The sequence below is a fragment of the Pectobacterium actinidiae genome, from assembly GCF_000803315.1.
Lineage (GTDB): Bacteria > Pseudomonadota > Gammaproteobacteria > Enterobacterales > Enterobacteriaceae > Pectobacterium > Pectobacterium actinidiae.
This window is the reverse complement of record NZ_JRMH01000001.1, coordinates 3,984,999-3,999,502: the sequence shown is the minus strand read 5'-3', so window position 1 is coordinate 3,999,502 and position 14,504 is coordinate 3,984,999. Positions and strand designations below refer to the sequence as shown.

At 51.6% G+C, this 14,504-nt stretch carries 11 protein-coding genes; 8 read left to right on the top strand and 3 right to left on the bottom strand.

Translation table 11 applies throughout. The annotated features are described in order from the left end of the window. Positions 1-3: 3 nt before the first annotated feature. Together KKH3_RS17195 and KKH3_RS21950 are read right to left on the bottom strand one after the other, a co-directional pair. Positions 4-801, bottom strand: a complete 798-nt coding sequence (locus KKH3_RS17195; protein WP_039361823.1) for a hypothetical protein — start codon at positions 799-801, stop codon at positions 4-6. A gap of 98 nt (positions 802-899) precedes the next feature. Further along, on the bottom strand, positions 900-1,352 hold the full coding sequence (locus KKH3_RS21950) for a hypothetical protein (RefSeq protein ID WP_072034550.1): 453 nt from the start codon (positions 1,350-1,352) through the stop codon (positions 900-902). Positions 1,353-1,871: 519 nt separating this feature from the next. Between KKH3_RS21950 and KKH3_RS17190 the strand changes: the two genes are divergently transcribed. The 3 genes from KKH3_RS17190 (at position 1,872) to ahpF (ending at position 5,901) form a co-directional block, all read left to right on the top strand. Further along, positions 1,872-3,521, top strand: coding sequence for a DUF4153 domain-containing protein (locus KKH3_RS17190; RefSeq protein ID WP_039361821.1), 1,650 nt, complete (start codon positions 1,872-1,874; stop codon positions 3,519-3,521). A gap of 110 nt (positions 3,522-3,631) precedes the next feature. Further along, positions 3,632-4,195, top strand: a complete 564-nt coding sequence (gene ahpC / locus KKH3_RS17185) for an alkyl hydroperoxide reductase subunit C (RefSeq protein ID WP_039361818.1) — start codon at positions 3,632-3,634, stop codon at positions 4,193-4,195. 143 nt (positions 4,196-4,338) lie between these two features. After that, complete coding sequence (gene ahpF, locus KKH3_RS17180; protein ID WP_039361816.1) at positions 4,339-5,901, top strand: alkyl hydroperoxide reductase subunit F; 1,563 nt, start codon at positions 4,339-4,341, stop codon at positions 5,899-5,901. Between the two features lie 532 nt (positions 5,902-6,433). Here the strand turns inward: ahpF and queG are convergent. Continuing rightward, on the bottom strand, positions 6,434-7,573 hold the full coding sequence (gene queG / locus KKH3_RS17175) for a tRNA epoxyqueuosine(34) reductase QueG (protein ID WP_039361814.1): 1,140 nt from the start codon (positions 7,571-7,573) through the stop codon (positions 6,434-6,436). Positions 7,574-7,729: 156 nt separating this feature from the next. Here queG and nnr point away from each other — a divergent pair, with 156 nt between their 5' ends. Genes nnr through miaA form a run of 5 tightly spaced genes read left to right on the top strand, consistent with a single transcriptional unit; the run spans position 7,730 to position 14,445 of the window. Then, entirely contained in the window at positions 7,730-9,283 is a 1,554-nt protein-coding gene (gene nnr / locus KKH3_RS17170; RefSeq protein WP_039361811.1) for a bifunctional ADP-dependent NAD(P)H-hydrate dehydratase/NAD(P)H-hydrate epimerase, read from the top strand. 5 nt (positions 9,284-9,288) lie between these two features. Further along, a complete protein-coding gene (gene tsaE, locus KKH3_RS17165) occupies positions 9,289-9,771 on the top strand; it encodes a tRNA (adenosine(37)-N6)-threonylcarbamoyltransferase complex ATPase subunit type 1 TsaE (RefSeq protein ID WP_039361809.1) in 483 nt (160 codons plus the stop codon). Next, positions 9,768-11,456: an N-acetylmuramoyl-L-alanine amidase AmiB gene (gene amiB, locus KKH3_RS17160; protein ID WP_039361806.1), complete on the top strand. Its 1,689-nt coding sequence runs from the start codon at positions 9,768-9,770 to the stop codon at positions 11,454-11,456. The genes tsaE and amiB overlap by 4 nt, the downstream gene beginning before the upstream one ends. Positions 11,457-11,507: 51 nt before the next feature. Then, complete coding sequence (gene mutL, locus KKH3_RS17155) at positions 11,508-13,517, top strand: DNA mismatch repair endonuclease MutL (protein WP_039361804.1); 2,010 nt, start codon at positions 11,508-11,510, stop codon at positions 13,515-13,517. Continuing rightward, the gene (gene miaA, locus KKH3_RS17150) at positions 13,510-14,445 is read left to right on the top strand and encodes a tRNA (adenosine(37)-N6)-dimethylallyltransferase MiaA (RefSeq protein ID WP_039361801.1); all 936 of its coding nucleotides are present in this window, start codon (positions 13,510-13,512) and stop codon (positions 14,443-14,445) included. The genes mutL and miaA overlap by 8 nt, the downstream gene beginning before the upstream one ends. Positions 14,446-14,504 lie beyond the last annotated feature (59 nt).

Genomic DNA, 14,504 nt, shown 5'->3' with positions numbered 1-14,504 from the left:
GGCTTATTCAGCCTTTCCTGTCGTAGACGTGTCACTTCCCATCAGGGTATTACTCGGTAGAAGTAAATCGAGTAGGCTGTTCAGCGAATGCGCATTTTTCCCCGGCTCGCCAGTGACAAAGTTGTAATCCATTTCGATCAGATGTTTGAGTCGAGATTCGTAGTTGGCGGGAGCCTGCACCTGTTCGATTAGCGGTAAGCCTTCATAGTGTTCCAGAACAAGTTTGAAGAATTCTGTTTGTTTAAACTCCCCCGCGTTCCATTCTTGCTTGCTCTGCGCAACGACTCTGTGGCTCCAGGCGCTTTCTATTTCGTTTGATTCATGTAATGCCGCTCTGCGTTCGTTGACGGTAAAGGTATTACTGTCGTCATAAATAATGAGTGAGAGCTGATCGCGGGATAGTCCTTTGAAGGGATTTGAGCCGTGACCGTTAGCGAAATTATTAGCTTGCTTGGCGCGAGCAAGTAATTGCGGATCGTCAGTATCAGGTAGTTCTTCTGCCAGCGCTTTTCGGCGGCTTTCATAGCTGCTACCCGCCAATTCTTCAATCACCGAATGTGCATAGGACGCCAGTTTTCCTCGGCTATTGCTCGAATCCCTCGCTTCTGCCCGTGTTGCGGCATCACTCAACTGTCGCGCCAGAGACGATACGTTAGTTTTATCTTGCGGTGCTGATTCAGTCGATAGTACGGATGAGGCTGCTTTTTTTGATTTATCGCCTGTTACCGCAGATGAATTTGTTTTCTCTGTGTCTCTAACATCAGTATTCTTGGTGGCGGACAAGTTATTTAGATTAATCATCTTCAGGTTTCCAGGTCGCAGACTGATATTTTAAGGATAAGCCACACCGTAGGGGGGCTTATCCGATTTACTTATATAAATGTTTTACCCTGAGTTGTTTATCTCATGGTGATTTCAACATCTGAATCATAAGTGGTGAGACTGGCACTCGTGACTCGCAGATTGCATCGAGCGCCGTTGCTTGGTGTTGTACTCTTCGTCCACTCTGGGATTTTATTTCCCAGAACATATTTTACAGTATAGGTCATATCAAATTGACAGACTTTAGTGCCAATTTTGTAGCGAACGTGCATTGAACTTACGTCGTTGTATGGGCTGGAGATGGTATAAGAATTTGATTGTCCGCCGAAGACTGAAGCCATTGGCGTGGGGGATGCGTTCGCTTGAGAGAATACTTCTGCGGTTGTCGTCGGTGAGAATATTGCGGCTGGAGCAGAAGCTGCACCTAAATTCTTAAATGTTACGTTGAATTTCGGGCCTGCATTGGCGGCAGCTGATGCCAACAGTGCTGTTGCAACAATAGACGATAACACTATTTTCTTTGTATTCACTTGAAAAACTCCATGTATTTTTCTCTGAGGCTACAGTCTTTTATCCTTACTCATACCATAGGGCGGAATACAGCGTCTGCTCGCTGTAGCCATAAGACTCAGACAAACCGCGATATGGGGGGTGATATAAAATCGGCAATTGAATTAAATGACTTTAATTCTTTGTGGTTATGTTGAAATAGATTTATGACCCGTATTGATATATTGGCTTTTCTATTTGACTGGGTTTTTATTATTTAATTTCAGTGATATTTTATTTAAATATTATTTCCATTGAATTATATTTGTCGCTAATTATTTTGTGTGACGCATTCTGAATGCGCTGACTTTAGCGCATTTTTTCATGGTGCTCGGGTCTAAAAATAGGGTGTGGCAAATTTGCCACCGAAGCGTGATGCCAAAAGGGGTTGTCTGTAGACTGCACGCATCATTTATCTTGCTACCTCACAGCATCTGAGTGGTGAATATGTTTGTACACCACCGCCGACATGTGATGGTTCGCCGACAAAAGGATTTGCCATGTCCTCCAGTTCTCCATCGTTACGGTTTTATCTGATTATTGGCCTGCTTCAAGGGCTTTTATTTGTCACCGCGCTGGAACTGAAGGAAGGCATTTCTCAGACGCTGTTGATCATGATGGCCGCAGTTAGTGGCATTAGCCTGCAATGGCTGGAACGTACTCTCTTGGTGAAAAAGACGTGGCTATGGGTCAGCGTGCTGACCGTGCTGATGACAGCGATCAGCGGCTGGGTTCTCTATGATCGCGGGTTATATCAACCGTCTGATTCCTGGGTGATGTGCAGCATCCTTCTTGGTTATATCTGCTGTACGTTTATTGGCTGTTGGTCAACCCGAGAAGGGAAATGGCCGTCCTATGAAGCACTCTGCAAACATGCCTGGATCAATATTTTTACTGTGCTATTGGCCTGGCTATTAGTTCTGGTGGTTGTGTTGCTGCTCATGCTGTGTGGCATGCTGTTCAATATGCTGGGATTTCCGCAGGTTAACAGAGTATTCGGCCACTATCGGTTTTATATGCTGCTCTTGCCGATGGTGTTTTCTATCGGCATATATATCGGTATGGCCAAAGAGGCGGTAGTCGGACTGCTGCGTGGAATTCTGCTGTCGGCGTGCCGTTTCCTGCTGCCGTTTAGTGCGCTGATCACCGTCGTTTTCACCTTGACGCTGCCTTTTAGCGGCCTGGAACCCATATGGAATACCGGTCGTTCCACTGTCATTCTGCTATGCCTGATGGGCATCAACCTCTTTTTGATTAACTGTGCATCTCAGGATGACAACGAAGGTCACGCTTACCCGTCGGTTTTACGTGGTTTGGTTAGTGTCAGCGTGCTGTGTCTGCCGATTTTGGTCGGATTAGCTGGCTATTCCAGCTGGCTGCGCATCGAACAGTATGGCCTGACACCTTTCCGTTTTCAGTCGATCTTCGTGGTAGCGATCGCAATGCTTTACAGTCTGGCGATGGTGTGGGCCGTCATTCGTCGTTCTGGCGTCTGGCTGGGGAATTTGCGAACAAGTAATCCGCTGCTCGCTGCGGTTACCTGCATTTTGATGGTATTGCTGCATACACCGCTGTTAAGCCCGGAAGCGTTTAGTGCGAGAAATCAGGTTCAGCGCCTGCTTAGTGGGAAAACACCGATCGATAAGTTCGAGCCGTGGGGGTTGCGTGATGACTTAGGGCGTTCAGGGAGACAGCAATTCAACTGGCTGGCTGAAGAATTGCAGCATGACCGCATACTGGATGCGGCAGGGCGCCAGGCGCTGCGCGATCGGTTGCAGGGACGTCCCGCAGAAGTTCTTCCTGTTCAGGTCGAATGGGTGGGGCCATTGGAAGAAGGGGTCGAAGACATGTTACAGGGCGATAATTTTGGCAATCGCTGCCGAGAAATCGCTTGTCTGCTCTTTGCTATTGATTTGACAGGGGATGGCCATAATGAAGTGCTCATTTTCCCCCGAGTAGGCTGGGGAGGCGGTGGGAAAATTCTCGCCCGTGATGAAAAGGGTCAGTGGCAAATTGCGGCCAGCCTATTTAGCTCGTTTGACAAGGAACAACTGATTGCACTGATTAAGGACGGCAACGTTGAAGCGGTTACGCCACACTTTAAGACAGTCAGGGTCGGTGGTGAGAATATGGAAGTCAGGTATCCCTGATTTCACGCTACGTTAGGTATTACTTATTGATTCGATAAAGACAACAGATTGGTGATAACGATCACGTTTCTGTACTTTAGCCACATACGAAAACACATGAGGATAAAGTGATGTCAGTAATCAGTACCCAAGTTAAACCATTCAAAAACATGGCGTTCAAAGACGGTCAATTCATCGAAGTGACAGAGAAGAACATTGAAGGTAAATGGAGCGTGTTCTTCTTCTATCCAGCTGACTTTACGTTTGTCTGCCCGACCGAACTGGGTGATGTCGCTGACTATTACGACGAATTCCAAGAGCGTGGCGTGGAAATCTACTCTGTTTCCACTGACACCCACTTTACGCACAAAGCGTGGCACAGCAGCTCTGAAACCATTGGCAAAATCAAATACACCATGATCGGTGACCCAACTGGCCAACTGACGCGTAACTTTGAAAATATGCGCGAAGCAGAAGGCCTGGCCGACCGCGGTACATTCATCGTTGACCCACAGGGCATCATTCAGGCAGTAGAAATCACGGCTGAAGGGATTGGCCGCGATGCATCTGACCTGCTGCGCAAAGTGAAAGCGGCTCAGTACGTTGCTTCTCACCCAGGCGAAGTGTGCCCAGCTAAGTGGAAAGAAGGCGAGGCTACTCTGGCCCCGTCTCTGGATCTGGTTGGCAAAATCTAAGCTAACACCTCGGAAAACATAACTGTAGAAGATATGGCCGTTTTTATCGGGTGCATTGCACCCGATTTTTCTGGCCCGGCTTTTGGGGCCAGCACACTGCACGATTTTGCCTTTGTACCTACTTGCCTAATTAAGGACGACCGATGCTCGACAATACGATGAAAGTCCAGTTGAAAGCCTATCTGGAAAAATTAACCAAACCTGTTGAGTTGATTGCGACTCTGGATGACTCCGCCAAATCTGCTGAAGTCAGAACCCTGCTGGCTGAGATTGCTGAGCTGTCTGACCGGGTAAGTTTTATTGAAAAGAATGATCTGGCAGTACGTAAGCCTTCATTCCTGATTACCAATCCTGGTTCCCAAAGCGGCCCGCGTTTTGCCGGTGCGCCGATGGGACACGAATTTACCTCCCTGATCCTGGCGTTATTGCAGGTGGGTGGTCATCCGTCGAAAGAAGCGAAAGAATTACTCGATCAAATCCGTCATCTTGACGGCTCATTCCACTTTGAAACGTATTACTCGCTGTCCTGCCATAACTGCCCAGACGTGGTGCAGGCACTGAATTTAATGGCGGTGTTGAATCCGAATATCACCCATACCGCGATTGACGGCGGTGTGTTTCAGGATGAGATCCAAAGCCGTAATGTCATGGGCGTTCCTACCGTTTTCCTGAACGGCGAACACTTCAGCCAAGGGCGGACGAGCCTGGCTGAGATTGTGACTAAAATCGATACTGGCGCGGGCGCTAAACAGGTTGAGAAGCTGAACCAGCGTGACGTCTATGACGTGTTAATCATTGGTAGCGGCCCGGCGGGGGCAGCAGCAGCGGTCTATTCTGCGCGTAAAGGCATTCGTACTGGTTTGGTCGGTGAGCGTTTTGGCGGCCAGGTGCTGGATACCGTTGATATCGAAAACTACATTTCCGTGCCGAAAACGGAAGGTGCCAAACTGGCTACGGCGCTGAAGAGCCATGTTGATGACTATGACGTGGATGTGATCGATGCACAGAGTGCAGAAGCCTTAATTCCTGGCGGAGAACCAGGTAAACCGCATCAGGTGATTACCGTCTCCGGTGCGACGCTGAAAGCGCGCAGTGTGATCATTGCGACTGGTGCACGCTGGAGAAACATGAATGTACCCGGCGAAGATCAATACCGTACGCGCGGCGTAACGTACTGTCCACACTGTGATGGCCCATTGTTCAAAGGCAAGAGTGTCGCGGTGATTGGCGGCGGCAACTCCGGCGTGGAAGCCGCTATCGATCTGGCTGGTGTGGTGAAACATGTCACGTTGCTTGAGTTTGCTCCAGAACTGAAAGCAGATTCTGTATTACAGGAAAAAGTGCGTAGCCTACCGAACGTTGACATCATTCTGAATGCGCAGACCACAGAAGTGAAAGGCGATGGGCAGAAGGTGACGGGGCTGAGCTATAAAGATCGTATGACCGAGACGGTGCACGATTTGGCGCTGGAAGGGATCTTTGTGCAGATTGGCCTGCTGCCTAATACCCATTGGCTGGAAGGTACGGTCGCCAGAAACCGCATCGGTGAAATCGAGATCGATGCCAAGTGCGAAACCAGCGTAAAAGGGGTCTTTGCTGCCGGTGACTGTACGACGGTGCCGTACAAGCAGATCATCATCGCAACGGGTGAAGGCGCGAAAGCGTCCTTGAGCGCCTTTGATTACCTGATCAGAACGCGTGCATAACATCGGTCAGTTGAGGACGAGGGTGGACATATTTGCCATCCTCCTGTTTCTCTGACGACAATCTTAACTTAACGTTCCGCGCGGCGATGCCTCATAAAGAGGTGTCGCCGCGTTTTTGCTTTTGATCGTAAAACATCTCTTTCGATCGTAAAAATTAGATCTCAGCCCTTGCCAAAGGACAATAAGAAATTCATAATGCACGCCGCTTTGTGCTGTTGCCCGTTTTTTACGGTTTACACAACATCATGTTTCAAGCGCAAGCGTTACCTCAATCCACATCACTTTTTATCAGTTAATACAAAAAATCATATTCTTCTTAACAGACTTATCCACAGGCTGTTTGTTGATTATTTATTAATCACACCATATTGTTGATAAAATACTGTAGAGTATCTTATTGATATCTATTAATAAATTTTACTTATAAAATGTTATAACGATCGCTTGTACTTTTTGTGACAGTTGATTGGCAACGGTTTTTTTTATTTATTCACAGCGCGTGCGACAAACTGATGACAAGAGTTTGAGCGGCTCACGCATCACGCGGTAATCCTTTCTCTACTGCACGAATAAGCCGTTTTTTCTGTGTGGATTGGACGTCAATTCCCAGTGACGCGCGACGCTCCATCTGCTGATGAATTGCCCAGTGGATATGTTCATCCAACAGTTCGCTTTCACCCAGACGGGCTTGCAGTGCCAGCACAATACTATCCTGATAGGGCGCATTACCCAGCGCGACGGCAATATTGCGTAGCCAGCGGAGATGACCGATGCGCCGGATCGGCGATCCTTCTGTAATCCGCAGAAATTTCTCTTCATTCCAGCCAAATAATGCCAACAGTTCCGGCGTATGCAGCGCGGCGCGCGGGCTGAAATCGGCCTCGTCGGTAAGCTGTGAAAACCGGTTCCACGGGCAAATCAGCTGACAGTCATCGCAGCCATAGATACGATTTCCCATTAGCGGACGAAATTCTTCAGGAATCGGACCTTCCAGTTCGATAGTCAGATAGGAAATGCAGCGGCGAGCATCAACGGTGTAAGGGGCGACAATCGCACCGGTTGGGCAGGTCGTCATGCAGGCGACGCATCGGCCGCACTGTTCTTCCTGTGGCCGATCGACGGGCAGGGGTAAATCGATCAGCAGTTCACCCAGAAAGAACCAGGAACCCGCTTCTCTGTTCAGAATTAGTGAGTGTTTACCAACCCATCCAAGCCCGGCTTTCGCGGCTAAAGGACGTTCCATAATGGGGGCGGAATCGACAAAGGGGCGAAAATTCAATTCACCGCAGTATTCCTGAATCTGGTCGCCGAGCTTTTTCAGACGTTGGCGCAGCAGCTTGTGGTAATCACGGCCTAGCGCATAGCGGCTGACGTAGCCGAGCTCTGGGTTCCTTAAGGTACTGGCGAAGGCGGCTTTGGCGGGAAGATAATTCATACGTACACTGATGACGCGCAGTGTACCGGGCAGCAGCTCATGCGGACGTGCGCGCAGCATGCCGTGGCGCGCCATCCAGTCCATTTCTCCGTGGTATTGCTTATCCAGCCAATCCTGAAGTCGAGGCTCTTCTGCGGACAAATCGGTGTCGCAGATGCCGACCTGCTGGAACCCCAATGCCTGTCCCCATTGTTTGATGTGTTGCGCTAATTCGTTGAGATCGTAGGGGTATGACATGATGGGCCACAGAAAGAAACAAGACGTGCTGATGTTACCATATTCGCGCCGCAGAGCCGATGCCTGCTGATACGCGTTGAATGCTGGCGGTCGTTTAGGTTGCTTGCTAATTTTAAGTCATTGTAATGAAAAAATTGTAATGAAAACGAAGAGCAGATGATGACGGGTCACGACCGAAAGCGAGAGGATAATTTGCCTGATTCGGTGTTTTACGCCGAGTGGGTGCGCCGTGAAGAGGCCAGAGCGGCCAGCGAGTCGGGGCTTTCGCTGTGGGAACTCATGCTGCGTGCGGGAGAAGCCGCATTTCAGGTCGCTCGCCAATGCTATCCCTCGGCTCGACGCTGGCGGGTGCTGGCCGGACACGGTAATAACGGCGGCGATGCATATGTGGTCGCCAGTTTGGCGCTGGCGGCGGGCATTGAGGTCGATGTTATCGCATGCGCCAGTGATAAGCCTCTGCCTGACGAGGCTCATCTTGCCCGGCAGCGCTGGCTGGAGCAGGGGGGACGTGTTCAAGAGGTTACTGCGCAGAATGGCGATACGCCGTGGCCGGATGGGATCGATCTCATTGTGGATGGTTTGTTGGGAACCGGACTTTCCGCTGCACCGCGCGCGCCTTATGCGGCGTTAATGACGCAGGCGAATGCCTATCCCGCTCCCATTATTTCACTGGATATTCCCTCTGGCTTACATGCTGAAACTGGCGCTTGTGCGGGGGTAACGATTTGTGCGGCGCAGACGGTGAGCTTTATTGCACTGAAACCAGGGTTACTGACTGGTCGCGCCCGTGAACAGGTTGGGACATTACATTATCATTCGTTAGGGTTGCAGGCGTGGCTGGACGATCAAACCGCGCCGATACGGCGACTGACTGCGGCACAGCTTCCTGAATGGTTGACGCCTCGTCCTGCCGGACAACACAAAGGGAGTAACGGCAGGCTATTGGTGGTCGGCGGTAACGTGGGCTTAGGCGGTGCGGTACTGATGGCTGCCGATGCGGTGTTACACAGCGGTGCAGGCTTGGTGCGAGTACTTACTCACAAACAGTATCAATCTGCGTTTCTGACGGCTCGACCTGAGTTGATGGTGCAGGAATTGACGACAGAGACGCTGCGACAGGGGTTGGAATGGGCCGATGTCGTGGTGATTGGACCCGGTTTAGGGCAGGATGACTGGGGGAAAAGCGCACTGTGTCTGGCAGAAAATTGTAACAAACCCATGTTATGGGATGCGGATGCGCTTAACCTGCTGGCAATCAATCCGCATAAGCGGCAGAATCGCGTGCTGACACCTCACCCCGGTGAAGCGGCACGTTTACTGAATTGCCGCGTCTCTGATATTGAAAGTGATCGCTTACTTGCAGTCACAAAGTTGGTAAAACGTTATGGTGGCGTTGTTGTATTAAAAGGTGCGGGAACGGTGATTGCCAGCGAACGGGGCGAGGTTGCGATTGCTGATGTGGGAAACCCTGGCATGGCGACAGGCGGCATGGGTGATGTGCTGTCAGGTATCGTTGGCGGTTTGCTGGCGCAAAAGCTCTCGCTGTATGATGCTGCCTGTGCAGGGTGTGTCGTACACGGCGCGGCGGCGGATTGGCTGGCAGCGCGGCGCGGTACCCGAGGTATGCTGGCAACTGATTTACTGCCTGTGTTGTTCCGATATGTTAATCCCGAGCGGATGTTTCTAGAGCCGATGTTTTTAGAACAATAGATAGAATGAAAAAAATAGTCTTACTTCTGCCGGATGAGGCAGCAACGATCTCGTTAGGCACGGCGCTGGCGAAAGCCTGTGACGGTGCTTGTGTTATCCACCTTTATGGCGATCTCGGTGCGGGGAAAACGACGTTCAGCCGCGGGTTCCTACAGGCTCGCGGTCATCAGGGTAATGTCAAAAGCCCCACTTATACGCTGGTCGAGCCTTATGCGTTATCGCCGCTGGCGGTCTACCATTTTGATCTCTATCGACTGGCTGACCCGGAAGAGTTGGAGTTTATGGGGATCCGCGATTACCTGACGCAGGATGCCATTTGCCTGATTGAATGGCCGCAGCAAGGGGCCGGTGTGCTGCCCGAGGCGGATATCGAGCTGCATTTGCGCTATCAGGATCAGGGCCGGCAGGCTGAACTGTTCGCTGTCTCTACGACGGGAGACGCGATATTACAACGTTTTTCTCTTCAGCCAGGAACAACAGAATCATGATGAGTCGTATGGTTAAGCTGTTCATCGGCGTATGGCTGTTGCTGGCAGGAACGGCGTGGGCAGCCAATCTGTCGGATATCAAGGTGGATAATGCGTCAGGCCAGGCCACGGTGCGTCTGAGCTTTAGCGGTCAGCCTATTTATGCTTTTTTCCCGCTCAGTAACCCCGCCAGAGTGGTCATCGATATTCGTCAGACTGGCGTCATTAAGGGGCTGCCGTTGGATTTCAGCGGGCAAAATCTGATTAAGCGTGTGCGAACCAGCAACGCGCAGGACGCACAAAGCCTGCGTTTGGTTCTGGATTTGACCCAGGCGGCTAAAACGCGGGCGGTGACGCAAAAAGAAGGGTCAGGCTACGTTGTTGTCTTCACCATCACAGGTGATAAAGCGAAAACGGTACAGGCTTCAGCGCCTCCGGCTTCACGGCAGCAAAATAGTGCGCCGGCAGAACCTGCCAAAAATCCGTTTACCAACAAGCCTACCGTTGTCGTGAATAGCAATGCGTCGTCTACTACGCGAGTGCCGGCTCGACAGGGTAATGAACGGATTGTCGTGGCGATCGATGCCGGTCACGGTGGACAAGATCCTGGTGCGATTGGGACGAACGGGCTGCGTGAGAAAAATGTCACTATTTCTATCGCGCGTAAGTTACAAGCCTTACTGAATAACGATCCAGCCTTTAGAGGCGTGCTGACGCGTGACGGTGACTATTTTATCTCCGTCATGGGACGTTCGGACGTGGCACGTAAGCAGGGCGCGAACCTGTTAGTGTCGATTCACGCGGATGCAGCACCGAATCGCAATGCGAAAGGGGCGTCTGTTTGGGTGCTGTCCAACCGCCGTGCGAACAGTGAAATGGCAAACTGGCTGGAACAGCATGAGAAACAGTCTGAACTGTTGGGCGGCGCGGGCGATCTGCTGGCGAACAGCAGCGCGGATCCTTACCTCAGTCAAGCGGTACTGGATCTGCAATTTGGCCACTCCCAACGCGTTGGATATGACGTGGCGACCAAAGTGCTACGTGAGCTCCAGCGTGTTGGGGGGCTGCATAAACGACGCCCTGAGCACGCTAGCCTAGGGGTGCTGCGATCGCCAGATATCCCTTCTCTGCTGGTGGAGACCGGGTTCATCACTAATGTCTCGGAAGAGCGGCTCTTGGGAAGTAATGACTATCAGGAAAAACTCGCCAATGCGATTTATCAGGGGCTGAGAAGTTATTTCCAAATACACCCGATGCAATCCGTTCCCAAAAACATGCTCCCAAAGCAGGAAAGCCGCCCACTACAGTCGGTGGCAGATGATACGGAAAGGTCGGGCGGTAGCGTAACCAGGGCAAAAGCGAGTGCGGGCAGCACGCGTCATACCGTCGCGCGTGGCGAAACGCTCTCTTCCATTGCCCGACGCTATGGCGTCAGCCTCGCGGCTATGCGTGATGTGAATAAGCTGAATAAAGACATCGTCTGGGTTGGGCAGCGTTTGAATATTCCGGCGACAGGGACAAAGCAGACGGCATCAACGCCCGTGCCCAAAAAGGCAGCGCCGGTGAAGCATAAGGTCGTAAAGGGTGATAGCCTGAGTGCGATTGCTGCCCGTTACGGTGTCAGCATGAAAGAAATCCAACAGGCGAACAATATGCGCACTGGCACGGTACAGCTGGGGCAAACGCTGGTTATTCCGTCTGCCTGATTCTTCATGCTGACGATGTCGATAGATTGAGGATAGTAAGAGGGATACGCCATGCCGATTCAGGTGTTGCCACCGCAACTGGCTAACCAGATCGCTGCCGGAGAAGTGGTTGAGCGTCCGGCTTCGGTCGTGAAGGAACTGGTGGAAAACAGTCTGGATGCAGGGGCTACCCGGATTGATATCGACATAGAACGCGGCGGTGCGAAGCTGATTCGCATTCGTGACAATGGTTCAGGCATTGGAAAGGATGAGTTAACACTGGCGCTCGCGCGTCATGCGACCAGTAAAATTGCCACGCTCGACGATCTGGAAGCGATCGTCAGCATGGGGTTCCGTGGCGAAGCGTTGGCAAGTATCAGTTCCGTCTCCCGTTTAACGCTGACCTCGCGCACTGCCGAACAATCGGAAGCCTGGCAGGCCTACGCCGAAGGGCGCGATATGGCGGTGACAGTCAAGCCTGCCGCCCATCCTGTGGGCACCACGCTGGAAGTGCTGGATCTGTTTTATAACACCCCCGCCCGCCGTAAATTTATGCGTACGGAAAAAACCGAATTCACCCATATTGACGAGGTCGTGCGTCGTATCGCGCTGGCGCGTTTCGATGTCGCCATTACCTTGCATCATAACGGTAAGCTGATGCGACAGTACCGTGCGGCACCGGATAAAAGTCAGTATGAGCGCCGATTGGGTAGCATTTGCGGTGCGACATTCTTACAGCATGCGCTCGCGGTGTCATGGCAACACGGCGATCTCACTATTCATGGCTGGGTTGCCGATCCGGTTGGTGCCAAGCAACTGCCAGACTTGCAATATTGCTATGTGAATCAGCGCATGATGCGCGACCGGCTGATCAATCATGCTATCCGGCAGGCTTATCAGGATCAGCTTAGTGACGATCAGCAGCCCGCTTATGTTTTATATCTGGAGATCGACCCGCATCAGGTTGATGTGAATGTGCATCCTGCCAAGCATGAGGTTCGGTTCCATCAGGCTCGTCTGGTGCATGACTTTATCTATCAGGCGGTGATGTCCGTTCTGCAACAGGCTTCTGCACCGGGGCTTGGCATGACAGAACCTGAAACTGGGAAATCTGTGCAATGGCAGCAGGAAAACCGCACCGCCGCAGGTGAAAACCACTTTGCCCAGCCGTCACGTGCTGATCATCCGCCATCGTCTGGTGGGAAAACGCCGCGCGCAAGTCATTCCGGTCAGGCGCGAGAATCTGCCTATTCCGGCTATCAGCCAGAGAATCCGTATCAGAAAAAGCAGGGTGAGCTGTATAAAACATTGCTGCAACCGACGGATAATGCAGGAAGTGTGCCGCCGCCGTCTGGCAAGCGTATGCCTGTACCGTCGAATCACGTTATATCGTCGGATGTGGTTGTGCCATCCACGGTATCGCATGACGCCCCACCAAATCGAAACGCGGTGGACACCGCAGCCAGCAATAATAAACAACGCGCGCCGGCCGAATCACCGCTGGAAAGCCAATCGAACGGTTTTGGGCGAGTGTTGACGGTGTATCCGCCGTGCTACGCGCTGTTGGAGTACCATAAGGGATTGGCGATGCTGTCGCTTTCTGTGGCTGAACGTTATCTGAAAGCGGTGCAATTGACGCCGTCGGAAGAGGGATTGCGGGCGCAGCCGTTACTGATTCCGCAGCGGCTGACGTTGAGTAAATCTGAGCTGGGCGTTTTGTCTTCCCATCACGCTTTGCTGATGCGTTTTGGTATTGATGTGGTGGTTGAGTCACAGCGTGCCACATTGCGTGCCGTACCTTTACCATTGCGCCAACAAAATTTACAAAACTTGATCTCCGAACTGATAGGCTATCTGGCCGACTATCAGACGGTTGAGGCACAGCAGGTAGAACCTGGCGCGTTGGCGTCGTGGATGGCAGCACGATTGCAGAGTGAACAGGAAAGCTGGAGCCATTCTCAGGCCATACAATTACTGGCGGATGTCGAGCGGCTTTGTCCGCAGTTGGCGAAAGCGCCGCCGTCTGAACTTTTATTTATGATGGACATCCAGGATGCCATCAAGGCTTTAACGCATGAGTGATGTAGAAAACGCGTCGTTGCCGCCCGCCATTTTTATCATGGGACCGACGGCGTCAGGAAAAACGGCATTGGCAATGGCGTTACGAGAATATTTGCCCGTAGAGTTGATTAGCGTAGATTCCGCCCTCATCTATAAAGGTATGGATATCGGGACGGCGAAGCCAAGTGCTGAAGAGCTGGCGCAGGCACCGCATCGGTTAATCGACATTCTCGATCCGGCTGAATCTTATTCTGCGGCCGATTTTCGCCGCGATGCGCTGCGTGAAATGGCGGATATTACCGCTGCCGGGCGCATTCCCCTGCTGGTGGGGGGGACGATGCTGTACTTTAAGGCGCTGCTGGAGGGGCTTTCTCCTCTGCCGCCAGCCGATGCCGCTGTACGCCAACGCATTGAAGAGCAGGCAAAAGACATCGGCTGGGAAGCGATGCATCGGCAGCTTAGTGAGATCGATCCGATAGCAGCAATTCGGATTCATCCAAATGATCCGCAGAGACTCTCGCGAGCACTGGAAGTTTTTTTCGTTTCAGGTAACACTTTAACTGAACTGACAAAAACGTCTGGTGATGCGCTGCCCTATCAGGTTCATCAGTTTGCTATCGCCCCGGTGACGCGTGAATTGTTGCATGAGCGGATTGAACAGCGTTTTCATCAAATGTTGGCGGCGGGTTTTGAGACAGAAGCCCGGATATTGTTTGCCCGGCACGACCTTCATACGGATATGCCCTCTATTCGTTGCGTGGGTTATCGCCAGATGTGGTCATATTTATCCGGTGAAATTGATTACGATGAGATGGTTTATCGGGGAATTTGTGCGACGCGTCAGTTGGCGAAGCGTCAAATGACCTGGTTGCGCGGTTGGGATGATGTTTGCTGGCTGGATAGCGAAAAACCGGCTGAAGCACTGGACAAGGTAATACATTTTAAATAATTCAAGTTTCAGGAAGGCGGCAAGGGAAGGAATCCCGATGAGCTTACACAGGTAAGTGA

Bases quoted from the DNA above. Each gene is read 5' to 3' on its own strand.
- ahpF (WP_039361816.1), top strand. From the start codon at position 4,339: ATGCTCGACAATACGATGAAAGTCCAGTTGAAAGCCTATCTGGAAAAA.
- queG (WP_039361814.1), bottom strand. From the start codon at position 7,573: ATGTCATACCCCTACGATCTCAACGAATTAGCGCAACACATCAAACAA.
- ahpC (WP_039361818.1), top strand. From the start codon at position 3,632: ATGTCAGTAATCAGTACCCAAGTTAAACCATTCAAAAACATGGCGTTC.
- nnr (WP_039361811.1), top strand. From the start codon at position 7,730: ATGATGACGGGTCACGACCGAAAGCGAGAGGATAATTTGCCTGATTCG.
- mutL (WP_039361804.1), top strand. From the start codon at position 11,508: ATGCCGATTCAGGTGTTGCCACCGCAACTGGCTAACCAGATCGCTGCC.
- amiB (WP_039361806.1), top strand. From the start codon at position 9,768: ATGATGAGTCGTATGGTTAAGCTGTTCATCGGCGTATGGCTGTTGCTG.
- KKH3_RS17190 (WP_039361821.1), top strand. From the start codon at position 1,872: ATGTCCTCCAGTTCTCCATCGTTACGGTTTTATCTGATTATTGGCCTG.
- KKH3_RS17195 (WP_039361823.1), bottom strand. From the start codon at position 801: ATGATTAATCTAAATAACTTGTCCGCCACCAAGAATACTGATGTTAGA.
- miaA (WP_039361801.1), top strand. From the start codon at position 13,510: ATGAGTGATGTAGAAAACGCGTCGTTGCCGCCCGCCATTTTTATCATG.
- tsaE (WP_039361809.1), top strand. From the start codon at position 9,289: ATGAAAAAAATAGTCTTACTTCTGCCGGATGAGGCAGCAACGATCTCG.